The following is a 21,389-nucleotide window of genomic DNA, read 5'->3' as shown; positions in this document are numbered from 1 at the left end:
TCGTGCCGGTCCGCCGGTCAGTCGCACCAGATCGGGTTGGACCAGGCGCGCCTGCCGGCCGCATCTATGACGGCCACGCGCACCCAGGGCGACTTGTTCAGCCGCGCCAGCGGAACACGCGCATGGGTCATGGAATGACCATGCACCGCCTTGGCCCCGGTGCCGTGTCCCATCGCCACGACCGAGACGGCAGCCGAACATTCCACCACCACATGGTCGCCATCCAGATACACGTCGCGCAGTTCCGGCCCCTGGCTTGAATAGAAGGCCCCGGCCTTCAGCGCCGCAAGCAGCGCCTCGGGCGTATTCTCCTCGGCCTTGACCATCACCCAGCCGCCGAAATGGTCGGGTTCAGAGAAATGCGCATCGTCGGTAGCGATCAGGGTCAGCCGACGGCCCTCGGTCAGCAGCAGGTCGGCAATCGCCGCGCCGTCGGGACGATCGCAGCCCGTGGCGCAACCGTGGTTGTAGATCTCCACGGCATGAGCGGCGGAGATGCTGCGGGCATCCTCGAGCGTCAGCCCCGACCACTGGGGATGAGCAATGGCCACGAAAGCCCCAGCCGCCACCGCGCGCGCCGCGATCTCGGGGCCTGTCTCCTGCCCCGGCTTCGGCTGAAAGGTCGGGCTGTCGGATGGCGCGAAGTCTGCCGGCAGTCCGACGGCAAGGATATGCCAGATCTCTCCATTCTTCATCGCCCCGGAATGCAGCTCGGCGCCCAGGATCGTGGTGAACCCCTTGGTCCGGAAGGGCACGGTATCGACAATCGGATAGCCGTAACTGCCGATGAAATGGTCGGTCAGGGCAAGAAAGTCATACCCTTCGGCACGGTAGCGGCGGCAGACCTCTTCGGGGTCCAACACGCCATCAGAGCGCGTGGAATGCGTATGCAGGTTGCCGCGCCAGAAACGGCCGGGCGCAGAAAAGGCAAGCGGGCGGGTCATCGGATGCGTCCTTTCAACGGATGGTGCTGACCGGTGCAGGTTTTCGTCCCCGGGGATCGGCACAAGATTCGGCAAGACCTTGCCCGCGCGCCTGCGCGGCTGCAAGTGGCCCTCGCACCCGGCCCGACCACATGCTAAGGTACCCGATCAGTATTGCATGGGATCCCCGCATGTCGCTTGATCGATCGGCGCGCGAGACGGACGCCGCGCTTGAGTTGTTGGCAGCCGGTCTGCGCGATGCGCAGATCGAAGGATCCATCGCCGTCCGGATTTCGAAAGCGGCTGCATTCCTGAAGGCCCTCAGTCATGAAGGCCGGCTGATGATCCTCTGCCACCTCGCGTCAGGCGAAAGGTCGGTGACCGAACTGGAACAACTTCTGGGCGCACGACAGGCCGCGGTCAGCCAGCAGCTGGCGCGTCTGCGGCTGGAAGGTCTTGTCACCACCCGGCGCGACGGAAAGACGATCTACTATTCGATCCAGGATCCGAAGGTTCTGGCCCAGATCCGGCTGCTTCGGAACCTGTTCTCTGCCGAGGACTGATCCGCCTCAGCCCCGCCCAAGATAGGGCATGTCGCGCGCCATGATCGTGACGAAAGGTGTGTTCACCTCCAGCGGCAGGCTGGCCATGTGCAGCACCATCCGGGCCACATGTTCGACATCCATCACCGGCTCGGCCCGGATGCTGCCATCTGCCTGGGGCACGCCCTTTGCAAACCGTGCGGCCATGTCGGTCAGCGCATTGCCGATGTCGATCTGGGCGCAGGCGATGTCGAATGCCCGACCGTCCAGCGCCAGTGTCCGCGTCAGCCCCGTGACCGCGTGTTTGGACATGGTGTATGGCGCCGAGCCGGGGCGCGGCACATGGGCCGAGATCGAGCCGTTGTTGATGATCCGCCCGCCGCAGGGTGACTGGCGTCGCATCAGGCCGAAGGCCGCTCGTGCGCAAAGAAACATGCCGGTGATGTTCGTGCGGCACACGTCCAGCCAGCGTTCGACCGGAATCTCGTCGATCGGCGCCGCGGCGGCCGAGATCCCGGCGTTGTTGAACAGGACATCTAGCCGCGAAAGCCGGGCAAAGGCGGCCTCGACCTGCCCGGGGTCGCCGACATCGCAAGCGATGATGCGCGCTGCAGGGTGACCCTCAGCGGTTTCGGCCAGCGTCTCGGTCCGCCGACCCAGCAACACGACCTCCCAGCCTTCTGCAAGAAACAGTCGTGCCGTCGCGCGGCCGATGCCAGCGCCGGCACCGGTGATCAGGATGATGCGTCGGGTCATGGGGCCTCTTCCAGAAAGTGATACTTGAGCAGCCACAGGCTGATAACGGACACGACAACGCCGGGAAGGCCCACCCGTGCGGCGATTTCCGCCAGGGTGGCGCCATCCGGGCCCGCCTCTGCAAAGCCGTCGAGAACCGCCTGCACCCTTTCCGGTCGCTCGATGATGCGCCCGCCTTGCGCATAGCGCCGAAGCGCGAAGGTTGCTCCGACATCCGGACGATCGCCATACGCCACCGCACGCAGGCGGCGGGTCCGGGGATCGGGGTGCGGGGTGCTCGGATAAGCCGCGAACATCACCTCGGGCGCGGGACCGACCGGAATCCGGGCAGGATCCATCGCAGCGACGGGACGTCCGCCCCTTGCCCTGGCATGGGCCAGCATGGCGGCCTGTTCGGCCCACAGCGCCTGGATCTGCGGAATGACCGCCTGCCAGTCGTATAGTCTTCTGGCCCTGGCCTGACCGGCTGCCCCCATCTTCAGACGCAGATCCCTGTCGGTGCCCAGCACCACCAGCGCCCGGGCAAGCGCGGTCACGTTGACCCGGGTCAGGGCGGCAATCTGGCCGACATATTGCAGATAGCTGTCGGTGCCACCCAGATGCCGCAGCGAAAGATGCGTCGCCGTGGCAGGTGCAGGCATCTCGACAGGCACACGGATGCCGGCATCCGTGCTTACGGTATCCTTCATCCCGTCCCAGTCCGACACGATGACCGGCAGGCCGGCGGCCATCGCCTCGACCGGGGCAAGGCCGAAGGTTTCCTGCACATTGTCGATCGGGAACACGAACATGTCGGCGCAGGACAACGTTGCCAGTCGCTCTTCCGTGCTGGTGCCGTCCAGCAGGTGATACCCCACCGATGGCATGAGCCGCGCCGCCGCCTCGGCAAAGGCTGGTCGCCAGGTCTCGTTACGGAAATACCCGCAGAGAACAAGGTGCAGTCGGCCACCCCGGGCCGCGATGTCGCGGGTTGCCATTTCCATCGCCAGAAACAGCGGCAGGGGATCGAACTTTTCGTCAGGCGTCAGCCGCGCGATCGTGGCGACGACCACATCCTGCGGACCGATTCCCAGGCGGTCGCGCAGAGCCCTTCCTCTGCCTTCGTCCCTGCGGAAATCGTCGCAGTTCACGCCCAGCGGGATCACCGGCAACAGGGGCCGTGCGGGCATGACGGCCCCGGGGAAGCGATCGGCCAGATGCGCCTCGGCCAGCTCCATCAGTGTCCGCATCGACTGCTGAACCGCGTTCGAGGTGCAGATCAGGGCATCCCATGGCATCTGCGGCGCCGATCGCAGATCGAAGACCAGGTTCATCACGGTTGCCGTGGCCGTCGTATGGGTGATTCCGCAAAGGGCCCAGGCTGCCGTGCCGTAAGGGGCGCGCCGCCAGAACTCGACAGTTGGCGGGGGCGAGGGGTAAAAGACCAGATCGACCGGGGCGAGCTGTCTTGGCTGGTGCAAGGGAACGGCGCGCAAGGGCCGGGTGACGCGGCATTCGGCCGCCATTGCGGCAAAGGCGGCATGATCCGCAGCACGGTGGGCAAGGCTTACGAACTCGTCCACCGCGCCATGGGCAAAGAAGCCGCGCAGAAAACCTTCGCCCGCAACGCGGCGGCCGTTGATGCCCCTTGCCTTCGGGTCAAATCCATCGGCAGAGAACCAGATCGCGGCATTGGCCGAAGGCGTGGGGGCGGGCATCAGCGGCGCTTCCTATGTGGCCGCGGGTCGCCACGCCTTTCCCGGCTGGGGCGGGATGGCTGGCAGTCAATCCAGGCGCGGCTCAGCTCTATAGCCCGGATCCAGGGACTGGGCAGATGGGTCATGTCCACATGGGTAAGGGCTGACCGGTCGCGGGTAAAGCAGGATCAGACGGCGCGGCGCAGGCGCTTTCCGGCAAAGGCAAGGCCGAACATCGTAATCAGGATCAGGATGATGGTGGGTGCCGGGGCGGCATCGAGGTAAAAGCTGATCCAGACTCCCGCCAGCATCGCGGCAAGGCAGGCAAGTGTGGCGGCCGCCAGCATCCTGCCGAAGCTGCGGGCAAGCAGGAAGCCGATGGCCCCCGGGGCAATCAGCAGGCCGATGGCAAGGATCAGCCCGACCGAGGACAGCGTCGCCACGATGGTCAGGGACAGCGCCGCCAGAAGGCCGTAATGCAGCGCCCGCACAGGCAGACCGCTGACCTGCGCCTGCGCCGGATCGAAAGCGTGCAGCATCAGATCGCGCCATGAAAGCAGCAGCATCAGCGTGACCGGCGCAGAGATCAGCCCGGCGGTGATCAGATCCTCGCGCCCGATGCCCAGCATGTTGCCGAACAGGATGTGATCCAGGTGCAGCTCGCCGGGAAAGGCGGTGTTCAGCACGATCCCCAGGGCGAACATGGACGAGAACACCACCCCCATCACCGTGTCGCGCTTCACCCGGCTGTTATCGGCCAGAAACCCGGTCAGCAGTGCCGAGCCGAGACCGGCGACAAAGGCCCCCGCCAGCAGTGGCAGGCCGGCCAGATGGGCCAGCACGATCCCGGGCAGCACGGCATGGCTGACCGCATCGCCCATCAGCGCCCAACCCTTCAGGACCAGAAAGCACGACAGAAGCGCGCAGGGCGGGGCGACGATCAGCGCAATCCAGAAAGCATTCTGCATGAAAGGGAACTGGAATGGCTGAAGGAAGGCCTCGATCATGCCGCCCTCCCCCGCGCGCGGGCGGCCAGCAGCCCGTGTTTCGGTGCAAGTACGAAAGCCAGGCCGAAAAGCGCAGCCTGCAACAGCACGATCACGCCCCCGGTGGCCCCGTCGAGGAAATAGCTGGCGTAGGCCCCGGCAAAGCCGGTGGCGGCGCCGATTCCGGCGGAGAATGCCAGCAGGCGCGGAAAGCGGTCAGTCAGAAGATAGGCGGTGGCACCAGGCGTCACGACCATGGCGACGACCAGGAAAGCCCCCACCGTCTGCATCGCGGCCACGGTCGCTGCGGAAAGCAGGGTGAAGAACACCACCTTCAGAAGGCCCGGGCGCAAGCCGATGGTGCGGGCATGGGCCTCGTCGAAGAAGGTGACCATCAGATCCTTCCACAGGACCAGAAGGACGGCGGCCGAGACTCCCCCGATCAGCACCAGCTGCACCGTATCCGCCGGCGAGATCGAAAGGATGTTGCCCATCACGATGGTCTGAACCGAGACCGATGTCGGAAAGACAGAGATCAGGAACAGGCCAAGCCCGAAGAAGCCGGTGAAGATCAGCCCGATCACCGTATCGGTCTTCAAGCCCGAACGGGAGGACAGGAACAGCATCGCGCCGGCTGCCAGTCCGCCCGAAAGGAAGGCGCCAAGGGCAAATGGCAGGCCCAGGATGTAGGCCCCCGCAACGCCCGGCACGACCGAATGGGAAAGGGCGTCGCCAATCAGGGACCAGCCCTTCAGCATCAGATAGGCGGATAGAAAGCCGCAGACCCCGCCGACCAGGGCCGCCACCCACATCGCATTGGTCATGTAGCCGTAGGCAAAGGGTTCAAGCATCGTCAGACCCTTCCGTTCGGACGAATGGCGCGTGCCACCCCTTCCCGGATCGCAAGGTAGCAGAAACGCCGGCCCGGCACTGGAGCAACGGGCCTGGCGTGTGTGCATCCCCTCTCCCTTCCACGGCGTGGGGGGCAAAGGCGCAATGCGGCCTTCATGCACCCGCCTTCCGGCCATACTGGACGAAGGGGCGTTCGTCATCGGTCAGGATGCTGACCTCGCGAGCATCGTCGTCCTCGTGCAGGTCGGTCCCGCCCAGCGTATAGCGCCGCAGGACGCCGCCGAACGCCCTTTCAAGGTTCTCGCGCGTGAAAACGCTTTCGGTCGGGCCATGGGCAAGCACCGTACCCTTGACCAGGATCGTCCGGTCGCAGAAATCCGGCACCGAGCCCAGATTGTGGGTCGAGACCAGCATGACATGCCCCTCGTCCCGCAGGTCGCGCAGCAGGGCGACGATCTGGCTTTCGGTGGTGACATCAACGCCGGTGAAAGGTTCGTCCAGCAGGATGATCCGGCTTTCCTGCGCCAGCGCACGGGCAAGGAAGACCCGCTTCCTCTGCCCGCCCGACAGCTCTCCGATCTGGCGATGGCGCAGGTCGGAAAGGCCGACGCGCGCCAGCGCCTCGTCCACCTTTGCCCTGTCGGTCGCCGAGGGGCGGCGCAGCAGGCCCATGTGCCCGTAACGGCCCATCATCACCACATCCTCGACCAGCACCGGGAAGGACCAGTCCACCTCTTCTGCCTGTGGCACATAGGCGACCAGATTCTGCCGCAACGCCCGCGCGACCGGCAGTCCCATCAGCCGGATGCGCCCGCGCGACAGGGGCACAAAGCCCATTATCGCCTTGAACAGCGTCGATTTTCCGGCCCCGTTCACCCCGACCAGCGCGGCAATCGACCCCTGCGGAACGGAAAAGCTGGCATCAGTCAGTGCGGTCACACCATTGCGGTAGGCTACCGTCACCCGTTCGGCGAGGATCCCCTCTGTCGTCGTTTCTGCCATCACATCGCGCATCGGTGCCTCATTCCGCCGCTGTCAGCCCCCGGACGATGGTTTCGGTGGTAACCCGCAGAAGATCCAGGTAGGTCGGGACCGGACCATCTGCGGCCGAAAGGCTGTCCACATGAAGAACGCCACCGAAAGCTGCGCCGGTCTCGCGTGCAACCTGTTCGGCGGGTGCGGGAGAGATGGTGCTTTCGCAGAATACGGCAGGAATGGCATGCTTGCGCACCCCGTCGATCACCGCCTGCACCTGGCGCGGCGTGCCCTGCTGGTCGGCGTTGATCGGCCAGAGGTAAAGCTCCTTCAGCCCCAGATCGCGGGCGAGATAGCTGAAGGCGCCCTCGCAGGTGACAAGCCAGCGGCGGTCTTCCGGCAGGGCGACGATCTGTGCCCTGAGCGGCTCGAGCACGTCGCGCAGCCGGGCCTTGTAGGCCCGGGCATTTGCGGCATAGGTGCTCGCATTGGCAGGATCGACGGCGGACAGGGCTTTCTCGATGTTGTCCACATAGATCAGCGCGTTATCCACGCTCATCCAGGCATGGGGGTTCGCGCGGCCCTCGTGGTCGCCAGCAGATATCGGGATCTGCGTGATCCCGTCGCTCAGCGTGGCCGACGGCACCTCGCCCAGGTTTTTCAGGAACTGCTCGAACCAGCGTTCCAACCCCAGCCCGTTCCACAAGACCAGATCGGCGTCCGAGGCCCCCACGATGTCGCGCGGGGTGGGTTCATATCCGTGGATTTCGGCCCCGGGCTTGGTGATCGAGACGACCTCGACAGCCTCACCCGCGACGTTGCGTGCCATGTCGGCGATGACGGTGAAGGTGGTGACGACCTTCAGGCGGTCCTCGGCCCTGGCCGGCAGGGCGGCAAGGGCCAGGGCGGCGATCAGGGCAAGACGGGGCCAGGACATCGGGTTCCTCTTGCAATACTAGACTGTAAATGAGAAGCATTTGCAAGAAGGCAAGGCAAGGCACGTCGTCTGGCAGGGCCCCGTCATTCCGATAACACCATTCCGAATTCGGCGGGACGTGCGGTGCGTCCTGAAATGTCTCGCGCACAGAGACCGCCAAGGGCGCCGGGCCGTCTGGCGGCGTTGGTCGCTGCGCCAAGGCGGATGGGTCTGTGGCAAGGCCTGGCGGGCAAGGGACAACGTCGCCTCTGCGTTGCGGCGCGCACGAAACGCAAGCGCCAAGCGCGACATGCCGGCGAACCGGCGCGGCAATCCAACCTGCGCCCACCGGATCGCCAGCTGGATGCTGCCTAGCCCAGGATCGCCTTCACGTAATTCTCTGTCTCGGCGTAAGGCGGAATGCCATCGTGGCGTTCCACCGCCCCGGGGCCCGCATTGTATGCCGCCAGAGCCAGGCGCCAGCTGCCGAAGCGGTCATACATCATCCGCAGATAGCGCGCGCCGCCTTCAAGATTCTGGTGCGGATCATCAATATCGACACCCAGTTTCTGTGCCGTGCCCGGCATCAGCTGCGCAAGACCGGTCGCCCCCTTGTGGCTTACTGCCGACGGGTTCCAGCCCGATTCCTGCTGGACAAGCCTCAGGAACAGATCCTCGGGCACGCCATGCTTGCGCGCGGCGGCCTTTGCGACCTCCAGATACTTGCCCTTGTAGCTGCCGCGGAATTTCGGCACCGCCTCTCCGGCGGCCACGGCGTCGCCCTTCTTATAGTTCGGCGTCAGCCTGACCGACCCGCTATATTGTTTCGAAAGCCTCTCGTCGATCAGCCTGGCCTGCGATTCGAAGATCGCGCTTCGCGACTTGGTCGAGCTGGTAAGCTTCAGACCCTCGGCCTTTGCGGCAAAGAGTTCCCCCCCAAGGGCGCCGATTGCTGCGATCATGACCAATGATGTTCCGAAACCCTTCACGAGCCCGTTCCCGTCAAGTTGCAGACCTGCGGACTATAGCGAATTGTCCAGACTTTTCCAGCCGCGAATCCGCCCGGGTGGCCGAAGATGCGGATGCCTGGTGCCACCCGCATCGCAAACGGACCGACGCAAGCCGAGTTGCAGCCGCCTCTGGCGTCGGTATAAGTTCGTTAACCAGGCTGCGGCGACACTGACCGTGGCAAGCCGGATCAGGGAGAATCGCATGGCGGGGTCGGTCAACAAGGTCATACTCATCGGCAACCTCGGCCGCGACCCCGAGGTGCGCAGCTTCCAGAACGGCGGCAAGGTGGTCAACCTGCGCATCGCAACATCGGAAACTTGGCGCGACCGCAACACGGGCGAGCGTAAGGAACGTACCGAATGGCATTCGGTCGCGATCTACAACGAGGCGCTGGGAAAGATCGCCGAACAGTATCTGCGCAAGGGCAGCACCGTCTATATCGAGGGTCAGCTTGAAACTCGGAAATGGCAGGACCAGTCCGGCCAGGACAGATATACGACCGAAATCGTTCTGCGCCCGTATTCCGGGAACCTTACGCTGTTGGGCGGCCGTGGCGAAGGGGGTGGCTCTGGCGGCGGATACGACGACCGCGGTGGTTATGACGAGGGCGGCAGCGGCGGTTATGACGGCGGATCGCAGGGCGGGCGCAGTGACTTCGGCGGTCCCGCAGGCGGTGGGGGACGGTCCGACATGGACGACGAAATCCCGTTCTAGGCAGGCTCTGGACCTCGACGGGGCGATTCCCTATATAATCGCTCAACAACCCATGATGGGGCGAGGACGATGCAGGACCAGATCGAGGGCAAGCCGCTGATCAAGCCCTCTACCACCGACCATCCGCTGTATCCGCAGATCGTTGAAGCCTGCCGGACCGTGTTCGACCCGGAAATCCCGGTGAACATCTTCGACCTGGGTCTTGTATACACGATCGAGATCAGCCCGGAGAACGAGGTGGACATCACCATGACCCTGACCGCCCCAGGCTGTCCGGTTGCGGGCGAAATGCCGGGCTGGGTTGCCGATGCGGTGGAACCCCTGCCGGGCGTCAAGCAGGTCGATGTGCACATGACCTTCGACCCGCCTTGGGGCATGGACATGATGTCCGACGAGGCGCGGCTGGAACTGGGCTTCATGTGACGCGGCCTTGAACGGCTGCCCCGGCGGGATTACCTTGCGGGATCATCGAAAGGATCTGAGATGTTCGGCATTCCCGGAAAAGCCGCCGTCACCCTGACCCCCGCAGCCAGCCGCCAGATCGCGCGCCTCATGCAGCGAGACGGTCACAAGGGTCTGCGCATCGGCGTGAAGAAGGGCGGCTGCGCGGGCATGGAATACACGATGGAATATGCCGACACGATCAATCCGCTGGATGAGGTGGTCGAACAGGACGGCGCCCGTGTGATGATCGCACCCATGGCGCAGATGTTCCTGATCGGGACCGAGATCGACTACGAGACGTCATTGCTGGAATCGAAGTTCACCTTCCGCAATCCGAACGTGGTCGAGGCCTGTGGCTGCGGCGAGTCGATCAAGTTCCGCGACACTTCGGCCGCCTGACCCCTTGACCCTGCCGGCCCCGATGGGCTTTTCCTGTCGCCACGCGGGTCAGGCCCGCGCAAGGCAACAGGGGAATCATGCGATGAAGAAGCTCGCCGCCGGGAACTGGAAGATGAACGGGACTGCGGCCGCCCTGGGCGAGGTGCGAACGCTGATTGCCACTCATCCCGCACCCGCCTGTGAGATGCTTCTGTGCCCTCCTGCCACACTGATCTCCCGCATGGCCGACATGGCGCGGGGCAGCGCGCTGAAGGTCGGAGGGCAGGACTGTCACCCGAAGGCTTCAGGCGCACATACTGGCGACATCTCGGCTGCCATGCTGGCCGATGCGGGGGCAAGCCATGTGATCCTTGGCCATTCCGAACGCCGCACCGACCATGGCGAGACTGATGCCCTGGTGAAAGCCAAGGCCGAGGCCGCCCTTGCGGCAGGGCTGACCGCAATCGTCTGCATCGGCGAGACCGAGGCCGAACGCGATGCGGGCCGAACGCTCGACGTGATCGGGGGTCAGCTTGACGGGTCGTTCCCCACGGGCGCGACGGCGGCGAATCTGGTCATCGCCTACGAACCGGTCTGGGCCATCGGCACCGGCCGCACGCCGACACTGGACGAGATTGCCGAGGTTCACGCCTTCCTGCGCAACCGCCTGGCAGGCCTGATCGGGAATGAGGCTGCAGGCGTGCGTCTGCTGTACGGCGGTTCGGTCAAGCCCTCGAACGCTTCGGATATCTTTGCCGTTCCGCATGTCGATGGCGCATTGGTCGGGGGCGCAAGTCTGAAAGCCGCCGATTTCGGTGCGATTGTCGCGGCCCTGTCCGCCTGACGACATCCGCGCGTCGCGGACAGATCAGCCCGCACCGCACCCGAGGATAGCCTGTGCCGATGACCGCCATTTCCCCCGGCGCGCAACGCGCGCTTCTTGCCGCGAACCTGATCTGTCTGGCCTCGATGGCAATCTGGGCCGCGGGCCTGCCTGCAGCGAACCTGATCATCCCGCACATGCCGCCCATCGCGCTGACCGCGGGGCGGGCGACGCTGGCCGCGCTGGTCCTGCTGCCGGTCTGGTGGCTGTGGGAGGGCCGCAACACGGTTCTGCGGGCCGATTGGCGAACCGGCGCCTGGGTGGGCTTCGTCACCCTGGGCCTTGCATCCTTCTTCGTCATCATCGCGCTGCAGTTCAACGATCCGGTCACCGTGGCCATCGTGACGGCCGTGATGCCCGTCGCCGGCATCCTGCTGGAATGCCTGGCAGACAGGCGCCCCTTTACCCGGGCGCTTGCCCTGGGGCTGCTGCTCTCGGTCGCGGGCGGGCTGATCGCGGTCTCGGGCACCGAGGGCAACCTTGATTTCGGCATCGGCGTTCTGGCCGCGCTGGCGTCGGTCCTGTGCTACACTTGGGGCTCGCGCGAGACGGTGAAGGCCCTGCCGGACCTTTCGCCTCTTGGCCGCAGCACGGTGACGGTGGCCGGCTGCGCCGTGGTGGCGCTGATTGCGGCGCTTGGGGATGGGCTGTTGCGCGACAACTGGCCCCAGTGGCAGGCGATCGGTCCGGCAGAATTTGCCGGCCTTGCGATCTTCGGTATCGGCTCCATGGCGATCAGCCAACTTCTGTGGATCGTCTCGGTCGGCCGGATCGGCATTGGCGCCGCCTCGATGCACATGAACGCGGTGCCCTTCTATACCATGCTGATCGTCTTCCTGCTGGGCGGCCCGTGGAACTGGTTGCAGACGCTGGGCGCCGGCATCGTCGTTGCCGGTGCACTGATAGCCCAGGGACTGATCGGCCAGCGCTGGACCACGACCGGAGCCCCCTGATGCAGACACTGACGCAATCCCCGACCGACCCCGCCTTCGTCCAGAACCCCTACCCGTTCTACGAACGCGCCCGCGCTGCCGGGCCCTTCTTCCACTGGCAGGACTACAGTCTGGTCTGTACCGGCAATGCGGCCGCCGTGAACGCGATCTTCCGCGACCGCCGGTTTGGCCGCGAAGTGCCCCCGGAAAAGCAGCAGCCGATCCCGCCGCATCTCGCCCCCTTCTACGCGGTCGAGGCCCATTCCATGCTGGAACTCGAGCCTCCCCGCCATACTCGTCTGCGCAACCTCGTCCTGCGCGCCTTTACCTCGCGCCGGATCTCCGGCCTTGGGCCCGAGATCGCGGCCCTTGCGCACGAGCTTGCCGATGCCTTCCCGGAGGGCGAGTTCGACCTTCTGCAAGCCTTCGCCCAGCCGCTGCCCGTTCGCATCATCGCGCGTCTCCTGGGTGTGCCAGAGGTCATGGCTCCCGACCTGCTGCGCTGGTCGAACGCGATGGTCGGCATGTACATGGCCGGCCGCACGCGCGATATGGAGGACCGCGCCGTGGCCGCGACCGTAGATTTCGTCGCCTTCCTGCGCGGCTATGTCGAACAGCGCCGCGCCCGGCCGGCCGACGACCTGATCACCCAGCTGATCGCCGCCGAGATGGAGGGCGAAAAGCTGACAACGGACGAGCTGATCACCACCTGCATCCTGCTGTTGAACGCCGGCCACGAGGCGACCGTCCACACCATCGGCAACGGGGTGAAGGTGCTGCTGGAAACCGGCACACCGGCTTCGGCACTGGGGCCGGACGCGGTGGAAGGAACGGTCGAGGAAATCCTGCGCTTCGACCCGGCGCTGCACATGTTCACCCGCTGGGCCTACGAGGATGTCGAGGTCATGGGCCACACATTCCGCCGTGGCGACCAGGTAGGCCTGCTGCTTGCAGCCGCAAACCGCGACCCCGGGGCATGGGACAGCCCCGATCGCTTTCTGCCCGCAAGACCGGTCAGACCGCATGTCAGCTTCGGCGCGGGTCTGCATTTCTGCGTCGGTGCCCCCCTCGCCCGGCTTGAACTGCAAATTGCCCTGCCAATCCTTTTCGCGCGCCATCCCGGCCTGCGCCTGACCGGGAAGCCGGAATATGCCGACGTCTATCACTTCCACGGCCTTCGTGCGCTGCGCGTCCGGCGCTGACCTGATTGCGCGGCTTGCGCCGCAAGCCATGCGTCTTGTCGTCGGCCTGCGCCTCCTCATCTGGAACGACGGGTGCTGCCACCTCGCGCTCACCGGGATATCTGTGCGGACAGGAAGGCCCCTTCCTCTCTGCACAAATATCCCACGTATCCCACTGGGGTGCGGGGGTGTGAAACTCCCGCCGCACAAGCCGGTTGGCCGGAACGGCCAGAAGCGACAAACAGGATCTGCGCCGACGGCGCGCCCGTCCCCCGCACCGGTTATATGGGCAGCACGGTGGTTGACTTGATCTCCTCCATGCTCAGCAGAGCAGTCACGTTGTAGATCTTCACTTCGGAAATGAGCGCCTGATAGAAGGTGTCATAGGCCCGTGCGTTCTTCACCCGCACCTTCAGGATATAGTCGATGTCCCCAGCCAGCCGGTGTGCCTCCAGCACTTCGGGGCGTTCCTTCAGCGCCTTCAGGAACTTGCGCTGCCATTCGGCCTCGTGCTCGGAGGTGCGGATCAGGACGAAGAAACAGGCCTCGAGCCCCAGCGACTCGGGGTCGAGGATTGCCGTGGTGCGGGTGATTACCCCCTGTTCGCGCATCTTGCGGATCCGGTTCCAGACGGGCGTCTTGGACGAGCCCACCTTGCGGGCGATCTCGTCTAGCGACTGCTCGGCATCAGCCTGAAGTTCGGACAGGATTTTCCGGTCCAGATCGTCCAGCGCGGCACTCATCCCTGATTTCCTCCCATTCCCGGAACACACGCCATCATTTTGTGGATTATCGGAACAGATGTCCTTATCTGCAAGGGTATCTGGTCCCCAAGAGGGAATTTATTCTATATTCCGGACAGGTTTTCAGTTCCCGAGGCCCCTGATGAGCCGCCGCTTCACCCCCAAGGTTGTCACCGCGAACCTGCTGCGCGAAGGCGATGTGGTCTATCTGACCGCAGATGACCGCTGGTCGCCGTTCCACCACGAGGCCGAGCTGATCGAGGACGAGGCCCATGCCCAGATGCGGCTTCTGCATGCAAATGCCCAGAAGCTGGTCGTGGTCGGGGCCTATCTTGCCGATGCCCGTCCCGGCCCAAACGGGCCCGAACCCACCCATTTCCGCGAAGTCTTCCGAACCCGCGGCCCATCCAACTATCCGCACGGCAAGCAGGCCGATCTGGCGCAGTGAGGCAGGCATGTATTCCTATTCCGACTTCGACGAAGCCTTCGTGCGTGCCCGCGTCGCACAGTTCTCCCAGCAGGTCGAACGCCGCCTCGACGGCAGCCTGACCGAGGAAGAATTCCGCCCGCTCCGCCTGATGAACGGGCTTTACCTGCAACTTCACGCCTACATGCTGCGTGTGGCGATCCCCTACGGCTCGCTTTCGCCCCGGCAGATGCGGCAGCTGGCCTACATCGCCGACACCTGGGACAAGGGCTATGGCCATTTCACCACCCGGCAGAACATCCAGTTCAACTGGCCGAAACTGCCGGACGTGCCCGCGATCCTTTCGGCACTGGCCGATGTGCAGATGCACGCGATCCAGACCTCGGGCAACTGCGTGCGGAACGTCACCGCCGACCATTTCGCGGGTGCCGCCGCCGACGAAATTGCCGACCCCCGCCCCTACGCCGAACTTCTGAGGCAATGGTCCACCGACCACCCGGAATTCCAGTTCCTGCCGCGCAAGTTCAAGATTGCCATCACCGGCAGCCCCAACGACCGCGCCGTGACCAAGGCGCATGACATCGGCCTGCGGATGGTCCGCAACGCGGCGGGTGAGCCCGGTTTCGAGGTCATCGTCGGCGGAGGCCTTGGCCGGACCCCGATGATCGGCGTCACCGTCCGCGACTTCCTGCCCGAGGCGGACCTTCTGCCTTATGTCGAGGCAATTCTCAGCGTCTACAACACGCTTGGCCGCCGCGACAACAAGTACAAGGCGCGCATCAAGATCACCGTGCACGAGACCGGCCGCGAAGCGATCACCGAGATGATCGAGGCGCGCTTTGCAGAGCTGCGCGCCCAGTTCGGCGGCGCGGACCGGAAACTGCTGGCCGAGATCCGCGAGGCCTTCGCGCCCCCTGCCTTCCGCAACGCGCCGACCGATGCCTATGACGCATTCTACAAGGCCGATCCGGTCTTCCGCGCCTGGGCCGACACCAACCTGACCCGGCACCGCAACGACCAGTATGCCATCGTCACCATCAGCCTGAAGGCGCATGGCCAGACGCCGGGCGACGCGACCAGCGACCAGATGCGGCTCATCGCCGATCTTGCTGAAAGATATGGTCATTCCGACCTGCGGATCAGCCACGAACAGAACGTGATCCTGCCGCATGTCCATAAGTCCGACCTGCCGGCGCTGCATGCGGCGCTGGTCAAGGCCGGACTCGGCACCGCCAATGTCGGCCTTCTGTCCGACATCATCGCCTGCCCCGGCATGGACTATTGCGCGCTGGCCACCGCCCGTTCGATCCCCGTGGCGCAGGAACTGGCCACCCATTTCGAGGCGCTGAAGCTGGAGCACGAGATCGGCCCGCTGAAGATCAAGATCTCCGGCTGCATCAACGCCTGCGGGCATCACCATGTCGGCCATATCGGCATTCTCGGCCTCGACCGTGCGGGGGTGGAGAACTACCAGATCACCCTCGGCGGCGACGGCACCGAGGACGCGGTTATCGGCGAAAAGACCGGCCCGGGCTTTGCCTATGACGAGATCGTGCCCGCCATCGAACGCATCCTGCGTGCCTATCTGGACCTGCGACTGAAGCCGTCGGAAACCTTCCTGCAAGCCTTCCGCCGGGTCGGGATGGAACCGTTCAAGGCCGCACTCTACGAGGCCGAAGGGGAACGGAATGCCGCGTGACGGGCGCCACGAAGGCCCGGTTGCCGAGCGTGTCGCGGCGCTGAACGCGCGCTACAAGCACCACTCGGCGACCGCCGTGCTGGAACATGCACTGAACGACGAAGACCTGGGCCAGGTCGCGCTTGTCTCTTCCTTCGGGGCAGAGTCGGTCGTGCTTCTGCATCTGGTCAGCGTCATCGCTCCGGAAACGCCGGTGCTGTTCATCGACACCCGGATGCTGTTCCAGGAAACGCTGGATTATCAACGGGAACTGGCCGAGAAGCTGAACCTCTGCGACATCCGCACGATTCGGGCCAATCCGGCACGGGTCAGCTTCGAGGACCCGGACGGGACCCTGCACCAGTTCAACACCGACGCCTGCTGCGCCGTGCGCAAGGTGGAGCCGCTGGAACGCGCGCTCGCGCCCTTCGACGGCTGGATCACCGGGCGCAAGCGGTTCCAGAACGCGGAACGCGGGACACTGGACTTCTTCGAGAACGAGGGGGACTTCCGCATCAAGGTCAATCCGCTTGCGCATTGGGGCCGCGAGGACATCGAGGAATACATGGTCGAAAACCGCCTGCCCCGGCATCCGCTGGTGGCAAAAGGCTATCCCTCGATCGGCTGCGCGCCCTGCACGAGCCCGGTAAAGCCCGGAGAGGATCCCCGCGCCGGGCGCTGGCGGGGCCAGGGCAAGACCGAATGCGGCATCCATTTCATCAACGGCAAGGCCGTGCGCACCCCGAAGGAGAACGCAGCATGAGCGTGATCGTGACCGATGCGGGCTTTGCCCCGGCACCCGAGCGCGAGGTCGTGGGCCTTGCCGATCTGACCGACCAGGCGGCGGTGGACCTGACGAACACCGACGATCCGGCGGCGCTGGCCGGGCATCTCGACCGGCTGAGCCTGATCCGCGTGGCCTTCCCCGCCTTCAACGACGGCCGCGCCTTCACCATTGCCCGCCGCCTGCGCGAGATGGGCTACCGCGGGCAACTGCTGGCGCTGGGTCCGGTGATCGCCGACCAGTATGCGATGCTGCGCCGGGTGGGCTTCGACGGGGCCGAGATCCCCGACGAACTCGCCGCGCGCCAGCCCGAGGCGCAATGGCGCTTCCGCGCCGACTGGCAGGCGCATCACTATCAGGCGCGGCTGCGCGCCTGACTTCCGCCTGATCTGAATCAACGCTAAAAAAGGAAAGCCGGTCTAGGGCCGGATCGATCCACATGACCGAAATCAGCCTGATGACCGAAGCAAGCCCCGTCGCCGCCAAACCGCATCTGCCCGATGCCCAGACCGTGACCAGCGTGAAGCACTGGACCGACCGGCTGTTTTCCTTCCGCGTGACCCGGCCGAAGTCGCTGCGCTTCCGCTCTGGCGAGTTCGTGATGATCGGGCTTCTGGACGACAAGGGCAAACCCCTGCTGCGGGCCTATTCCATCGCCTCGCCGGCCTGGGACGAGGAATTGGAGTTCTACTCGATCAAGGTGCCCGACGGCCCGCTGACCAGCCGGCTCCAGCACATCAAGCCGGGGGACGAGATCATCCTGCGCCCAAAGCCCGTGGGCACACTGGTCCACGATGCGCTTCTGCCCGGCAAGCGGATCTGGTTCCTGGCCACCGGCACCGGCATCGCCCCCTTCGCGAGCCTGATGCGCGAACCCGAGACCTACGAGAAATACGATCAGGTCATCATGATGCACACCTGCCGTGAGGTGGCCGAGCTGGAATACGGCCGGCAGCTGGTGGAAAGCCTGAAGGATGACCCGCTGATCGGCGAGATGGTGGGCGGCAAGCTGATCTACTACCCCACCACCACGCGCGAGCCCTTCCATCACATGGGGCGGGTGACCGACAACCTTGCCTCGGGAAAGGTCTTTGCCGATCTCGGCCTGCCGCCGATGAATCCCGCCGAGGACCGCGCAATGGTCTGCGGCAGCCTTGCCTTCAACATCGACGTTAAAGCGATTCTCGAAGGCTTTGGCCTGCGTGAAGGCGCCAACAGCGATCCGAAGGAATTCGTGGTGGAAAAGGCTTTCGTCGGCGACGGGATCTAGGTTCGCCGCAACTTGCCGATGACAAAAACGAAAAGGGCCGCGGGAATCCCCGCGGCCCTTTGCCGTTGCATCGGTTGCTTCCGATCAGAGACCAAGCGCGGCGCGAACCTGGGCGATCACCTCCGGCACCAGAGCCGGATTGGTCGCGGCCGCATCAATGGCGGTCTTGAGCTGGTCCTTCACGGCCTGTTCCAGCCAGGATTGATCGATCATCTCCCGCGCCTGATCGGGATTGAAGGCGTTGGGATCCAGCGCGGTCTGCGCCAGGTTGCTGATGGCTTCGCGCTGCGCCTGCAGGGCGGCAGCCTGGGCCTCGGCCTCGGCCTGCGCGGCAGCGGCAGCTTTTGCAGCCTCTTCAGCAGCGGCGGCAGCGGCAGCTTCGGCGGCGGCAGCTTCCGCTGCGGCGGCTTCTGCGGCCTTGCGAGCCGCCTCTTCGGCCATGGCGGCCTCCTGAGCGGGCTTGTAGCTGAACTGGTAATAGCCGCCCGCAGCCAGAAGGACGACGATGGCGCCGATGATTACGGTTCTGTTCATGTCAAATACTCCTTTGACCGGAGCCTCTGGCCCGGATGCGGGTCATATGGCAGCTTGGACCCGGAATTGAAAGGGCAGCCCCCGCCCGAGAACAGGGAAATCGGCTGCAAGCTGCGGAAAATCCGGCTTCTGGACTGGGTTGCCGGGTTGCAGGGCGAGGCGCTCGGGTCTAGATTGCGCGCGCACAACGCAACAGCACGAAGGACCACCACCATAGCCCGCAGACCCCACAACGCCCCGCCGCAACGCGAAACCGGCCCGCGCATCAACGACCGCATCCGCGCCCCGGAAATCCGCCTGATCGGGGCGGATGGCGAAAATGTCGGTGTGGTGACCCCGGCACGAGCCCTGCAGATGGCCGAGGAGGCCGGACTTGACCTCGTCGAGATTTCGCCGAATGCCGTCCCGCCGGTCTGCAAGATCATGGACTTCGGCAAGTTCAAGTACGAGACGCAGAAGCGCGAGGCCGAAGCGCGCAAGAAGCAGAAGATCATCGAGATCAAGGAAATCAAGTTCCGGCCGGGCACCGACAAGCATGACTATGACGTGAAGATGCGTTCCGTGCTGAAGTTCCTGGAGGAAGGCGACAAGGTGAAGGTCACGCTCCGCTTCCGCGGGCGCGAGATGGCGCACCAGGAACTTGGGCTGGAACTGCTGAACCGGGTCGCCGCCGACGTGGGCGACGCCGGAAAGATCGAGTCTATGCCCAAGCTGGAAGGCCGTCAGATGGTGATGATGGTCGCCCCGAAATGAGCCGCGCCGCCTGAGTGCGAAGCAGTGCGGGGGCAGTCTGCCCCCGTTTTCATTTCGCCTCGCGCAGCCGGCCGCGCTGCGGAATTTCCTTCAGCAGCCCCCCCACCCCCATTGCGGCGATGTCGGCTCCGGTCACCGGAACCCCGCAGATTACCCGCTCCATCACCCAATCCGCCCCGTTCAGTGCGGGACTGCGGGCGCAGCCTGGCAGGCCTATCACCGGGCGACCGTCCAGGCTGCCCAGGAACAGCAGGTTTCCCGGATCGACCGGCATCCCGAAGCGCTCGACCTTTCCACCGGCGCAACGCAGCGCTGCGGGTGCGACATCATTCAGGTCAGAGGTCGCCGAAGCGGTCAGAAGCAGGATCAACTCCGCCCCTGCAGCACTGGCCAGGGCTACGGCAAGATCGGCCTCGCGGTGCGGCACCAGGCGCTTGGGCCACATCTCAACCCCCAGCGCCTGAAGCCGCGACTGGATGGCACGGTGGCCGCTGCTGCCGTCATCGGCGCCGGTCACGGTCTGGATCAGAATGGCCGACGACAGCCGCGCCGGGTGAAGCCGCAGCGCTCCGCGACCGGCGGCGCAAGCTGCCGCCACGGCAGCGCGCGCCACACCGTAGGCGATGATCTTCACTGTCGCGACCATCTCGCCCGCGGCCACGCGCTGCCATCGCGGCACGGTGGCCAGGGTGATCATCGGATCGACCGCGTTCAGCGCATCCACAAGATTGGGCAGAACCTCCACCACGCCGGCGGCGGTGGCATGAAGGTTCACGCGGCCGGTGCCTACCGGTTTCAGCCGCAGTCCCGCCGCCGCCGGATCGGGCACCAGTGCTTCGGCCACGGCAAGGGCGGCTTCATCCTCGTCCATGTCTTCGTGGCCAAGCCGCGCGACGATGACCTCGGTCAGGCCAAGCGCGGCAAGGGCCGAGATTTCTGCCGGGCCCAGCCTGCACCCCTTGCGCAGGCGGCCTTCGGGCACGGCCACGGAATGGGCGAGGATCGCACCTTCGGCCACGGCAAGCGGGACAGGGCCGAAATACATCAGGTCCGCAGGGTCTGGGTAATCTGCGCCATGATTGACACCGCGATTTCCGCAGGCGTCCGGGCGCCGATATCCAGGCCGACTGGCGCATGGATCCGCGCGATCTCGTCAGGCGAGAAACCCGCCGCGGCAAGGCGGTCCAGCCGTTTGGCATGTGTCTTCCTTGAACCCAGACAGCCAAGATAGAAGGCGGGCGAACGCAAGGCAAAGCGGATCGCGGGGTCGTCCAGCTTGGGGTCGTGAGTCAGGGTGACAATGGCCGTACGACCATCGGGGGCAAGTCGGGCCAACGCCTCGTCGGGCCAGTCGTCAAGGATCGTCTCGCCGGGAAACCGCATCTGCGACCCGAAGGCAGCGCGCGGGTCGATCAGGGTTGGCACATAGCCGCAGGCGCGCGCGATGGAAAGCAGCGGCTGGGCGATATGCACCGCACCCACCACGATCAGCCGCAGCGGCGGGTTGTGAACGGCAATGAAGCGGCCGTCCTCCTCCATCCCCGAGCGGTCGGATTTCAGCCGTGCATCGACCGCCGCATCCTGGCCGGGGGCCACCAGCGCGCGGTACCAGCCCTCGGGCCGCGTGACCAGCGCCACGGCGCGGGATGCCGCACGCGCGGCGACCAGATCGGCCAGCAGCGATTCGGGCAGGGCCTCGGCCCCTTCGCCCACCGGCTCTACCAGCACGCGGATCGTGCCACCGCAGGCCAGTCCCGCAGCAAAGGCGGTCTCGTCGCTGACGCCAAAGGTCAGAAGGCGTGGCTTTCGGTCTTCCAGCGCCTCCAGCGCCTCGGTCACCACTGCCCCTTCGACACAGCCGCCCGAGACCGAGCCGACCATCTCGCCCGCACCCGACACTGCCAGCTGGCTACCCGCCTGACGCGGGGCCGATCCCCAGGTTTCCACGACGGTCGCCAGCGCCGCACCCTTGCCCTGCCGGTGCCAGGCAAGCGCTGCTTCGGGAATCTGGTCATGCGCGGCTTGGGTCAT

Annotated in this window: 25 protein-coding genes; 13 read left to right on the top strand and 12 right to left on the bottom strand. The window is 65.4% G+C overall.

The annotated features are described in order from the left end of the window. Positions 1–17: 17 nt before the first annotated feature. A complete protein-coding gene (locus EZM81_RS01770) occupies positions 18–944 on the bottom strand; it encodes a PHP domain-containing protein (RefSeq protein ID WP_136644559.1) in 927 nt (308 codons plus the stop codon). A 170-nt stretch (positions 945–1,114) separates the two neighbouring features. Between EZM81_RS01770 and EZM81_RS01765 the strand changes: the two genes are divergently transcribed. Beyond that, positions 1,115–1,486 (top strand): helix-turn-helix transcriptional regulator, encoded by a 372-nt coding sequence (locus EZM81_RS01765; RefSeq protein ID WP_136644558.1) that lies wholly within the window; start codon positions 1,115–1,117, stop codon positions 1,484–1,486. A 6-nt stretch (positions 1,487–1,492) separates the two neighbouring features. Here EZM81_RS01765 and EZM81_RS01760 read toward each other — a convergent pair whose 3' ends face one another. The 7 genes from EZM81_RS01760 to EZM81_RS01730 form a co-directional block, all read right to left on the bottom strand. Then, positions 1,493–2,221: an SDR family oxidoreductase gene (locus tag EZM81_RS01760; RefSeq protein WP_136644557.1), complete on the bottom strand. Its 729-nt coding sequence runs from the start codon at positions 2,219–2,221 to the stop codon at positions 1,493–1,495. Then, entirely contained in the window at positions 2,218–3,918 is a 1,701-nt protein-coding gene (locus tag EZM81_RS01755) for a glycosyltransferase family 4 protein (protein ID WP_136644556.1), read from the bottom strand. The genes EZM81_RS01760 and EZM81_RS01755 overlap by 4 nt, the downstream gene beginning before the upstream one ends. A 167-nt stretch (positions 3,919–4,085) precedes the next feature. Next, a complete protein-coding gene (locus tag EZM81_RS01750; RefSeq protein WP_136644555.1) occupies positions 4,086–4,904 on the bottom strand; it encodes a metal ABC transporter permease in 819 nt (272 codons plus the stop codon). Further along, entirely contained in the window at positions 4,901–5,734 is an 834-nt protein-coding gene (locus EZM81_RS01745; protein ID WP_135446845.1) for a metal ABC transporter permease, read from the bottom strand. The genes EZM81_RS01750 and EZM81_RS01745 overlap by 4 nt, the downstream gene beginning before the upstream one ends. 154 nt (positions 5,735–5,888) lie before the next feature. After that, on the bottom strand, positions 5,889–6,749 hold the full coding sequence (locus EZM81_RS01740) for a manganese/iron ABC transporter ATP-binding protein (RefSeq protein WP_136644554.1): 861 nt from the start codon (positions 6,747–6,749) through the stop codon (positions 5,889–5,891). 7 nt (positions 6,750–6,756) lie between these two features. Then, positions 6,757–7,647 (bottom strand): metal ABC transporter substrate-binding protein, encoded by an 891-nt coding sequence (locus tag EZM81_RS01735; RefSeq protein WP_136644553.1) that lies wholly within the window; start codon positions 7,645–7,647, stop codon positions 6,757–6,759. Positions 7,648–7,997: 350 nt separating this feature from the next. Continuing rightward, complete coding sequence (locus EZM81_RS01730) at positions 7,998–8,588, bottom strand: lytic transglycosylase domain-containing protein (protein WP_136644552.1); 591 nt, start codon at positions 8,586–8,588, stop codon at positions 7,998–8,000. 250 nt (positions 8,589–8,838) lie between these two features. Here EZM81_RS01730 and ssb point away from each other — a divergent pair, with 250 nt between their 5' ends. From ssb to EZM81_RS01700, 6 genes are all read left to right on the top strand, one after another. Beyond that, the gene (gene ssb, locus EZM81_RS01725; protein ID WP_136644551.1) at positions 8,839–9,351 is read left to right on the top strand and encodes a single-stranded DNA-binding protein; all 513 of its coding nucleotides are present in this window, start codon (positions 8,839–8,841) and stop codon (positions 9,349–9,351) included. A 69-nt stretch (positions 9,352–9,420) separates the two neighbouring features. Beyond that, entirely contained in the window at positions 9,421–9,774 is a 354-nt protein-coding gene (locus tag EZM81_RS01720) for an SUF system Fe-S cluster assembly protein (RefSeq protein ID WP_135446856.1), read from the top strand. A 60-nt stretch (positions 9,775–9,834) separates the two neighbouring features. After that, on the top strand, positions 9,835–10,194 hold the full coding sequence (locus EZM81_RS01715) for an iron-sulfur cluster assembly accessory protein (protein WP_136644550.1): 360 nt from the start codon (positions 9,835–9,837) through the stop codon (positions 10,192–10,194). A gap of 82 nt (positions 10,195–10,276) precedes the next feature. Next, positions 10,277–11,017: a triose-phosphate isomerase gene (gene tpiA / locus EZM81_RS01710; protein ID WP_135446860.1), complete on the top strand. Its 741-nt coding sequence runs from the start codon at positions 10,277–10,279 to the stop codon at positions 11,015–11,017. A 59-nt stretch (positions 11,018–11,076) separates the two neighbouring features. After that, positions 11,077–12,009 carry a DMT family transporter gene (locus EZM81_RS01705; RefSeq protein ID WP_136644549.1) on the top strand — a complete coding sequence of 311 codons (933 nt, stop codon included), beginning with the start codon at positions 11,077–11,079 and terminating at the stop codon, positions 12,007–12,009. Continuing rightward, positions 12,009–13,190 carry a cytochrome P450 gene (locus EZM81_RS01700; protein WP_136644548.1) on the top strand — a complete coding sequence of 394 codons (1,182 nt, stop codon included), beginning with the start codon at positions 12,009–12,011 and terminating at the stop codon, positions 13,188–13,190. The genes EZM81_RS01705 and EZM81_RS01700 overlap by 1 nt, the downstream gene beginning before the upstream one ends. A 260-nt stretch (positions 13,191–13,450) precedes the next feature. Here the strand turns inward: EZM81_RS01700 and EZM81_RS01695 are convergent, their stop codons facing one another. Then, positions 13,451–13,912, bottom strand: a complete 462-nt coding sequence (locus tag EZM81_RS01695; protein ID WP_135446866.1) for an Lrp/AsnC family transcriptional regulator — start codon at positions 13,910–13,912, stop codon at positions 13,451–13,453. Between the two features lie 142 nt (positions 13,913–14,054). On the opposite strand from EZM81_RS01695, the gene EZM81_RS01690 reads away from it, so the two are divergent. From EZM81_RS01690 to EZM81_RS01670, 5 genes are all read left to right on the top strand, one after another. Beyond that, a complete protein-coding gene (locus EZM81_RS01690; RefSeq protein WP_136644547.1) occupies positions 14,055–14,360 on the top strand; it encodes a DUF2849 domain-containing protein in 306 nt (101 codons plus the stop codon). 7 nt (positions 14,361–14,367) lie between these two features. After that, the gene (locus EZM81_RS01685; RefSeq protein ID WP_136644546.1) at positions 14,368–16,038 is read left to right on the top strand and encodes a nitrite/sulfite reductase; all 1,671 of its coding nucleotides are present in this window, start codon (positions 14,368–14,370) and stop codon (positions 16,036–16,038) included. Next, positions 16,028–16,780 (top strand): phosphoadenylyl-sulfate reductase, encoded by a 753-nt coding sequence (locus EZM81_RS01680; RefSeq protein WP_136644545.1) that lies wholly within the window; start codon positions 16,028–16,030, stop codon positions 16,778–16,780. The genes EZM81_RS01685 and EZM81_RS01680 overlap by 11 nt, the downstream gene beginning before the upstream one ends. After that, on the top strand, positions 16,777–17,178 hold the full coding sequence (locus EZM81_RS01675; RefSeq protein ID WP_136644544.1) for a DUF934 domain-containing protein: 402 nt from the start codon (positions 16,777–16,779) through the stop codon (positions 17,176–17,178). Before EZM81_RS01680 ends, EZM81_RS01675 begins: the two co-directional genes overlap by 4 nt. 62 nt (positions 17,179–17,240) lie before the next feature. Continuing rightward, entirely contained in the window at positions 17,241–18,071 is an 831-nt protein-coding gene (locus EZM81_RS01670) for a ferredoxin--NADP reductase (protein WP_136644543.1), read from the top strand. 84 nt (positions 18,072–18,155) lie between these two features. Here EZM81_RS01670 and EZM81_RS01665 read toward each other — a convergent pair whose 3' ends face one another. After that, a complete protein-coding gene (locus EZM81_RS01665; protein WP_135446879.1) occupies positions 18,156–18,605 on the bottom strand; it encodes a hypothetical protein in 450 nt (149 codons plus the stop codon). Between the two features lie 213 nt (positions 18,606–18,818). Here EZM81_RS01665 and infC point away from each other — a divergent pair, with 213 nt between their 5' ends. Continuing rightward, entirely contained in the window at positions 18,819–19,358 is a 540-nt protein-coding gene (gene infC / locus EZM81_RS01660; RefSeq protein ID WP_135447421.1) for a translation initiation factor IF-3, read from the top strand. Between the two features lie 49 nt (positions 19,359–19,407). On the opposite strand, the gene EZM81_RS01655 is transcribed toward infC, so the two are convergent. Further along, positions 19,408–20,403: a molybdopterin-binding protein gene (locus EZM81_RS01655; protein WP_136644542.1), complete on the bottom strand. Its 996-nt coding sequence runs from the start codon at positions 20,401–20,403 to the stop codon at positions 19,408–19,410. Beyond that, positions 20,403–21,389, bottom strand: coding sequence for an XdhC family protein (locus EZM81_RS01650; RefSeq protein ID WP_136644541.1), 987 nt, complete (start codon positions 21,387–21,389; stop codon positions 20,403–20,405). The genes EZM81_RS01655 and EZM81_RS01650 overlap by 1 nt, the downstream gene beginning before the upstream one ends.

It is taken from the genome of Tabrizicola sp. YIM 78059 (genome assembly GCF_004959785.1).
GTDB lineage: Bacteria > Pseudomonadota > Alphaproteobacteria > Rhodobacterales > Rhodobacteraceae > Tabrizicola > Tabrizicola caldifontis.
Note: the sequence above shows the minus strand (reverse complement) of the source record. Positions and strands in the feature narration are given on the sequence as shown.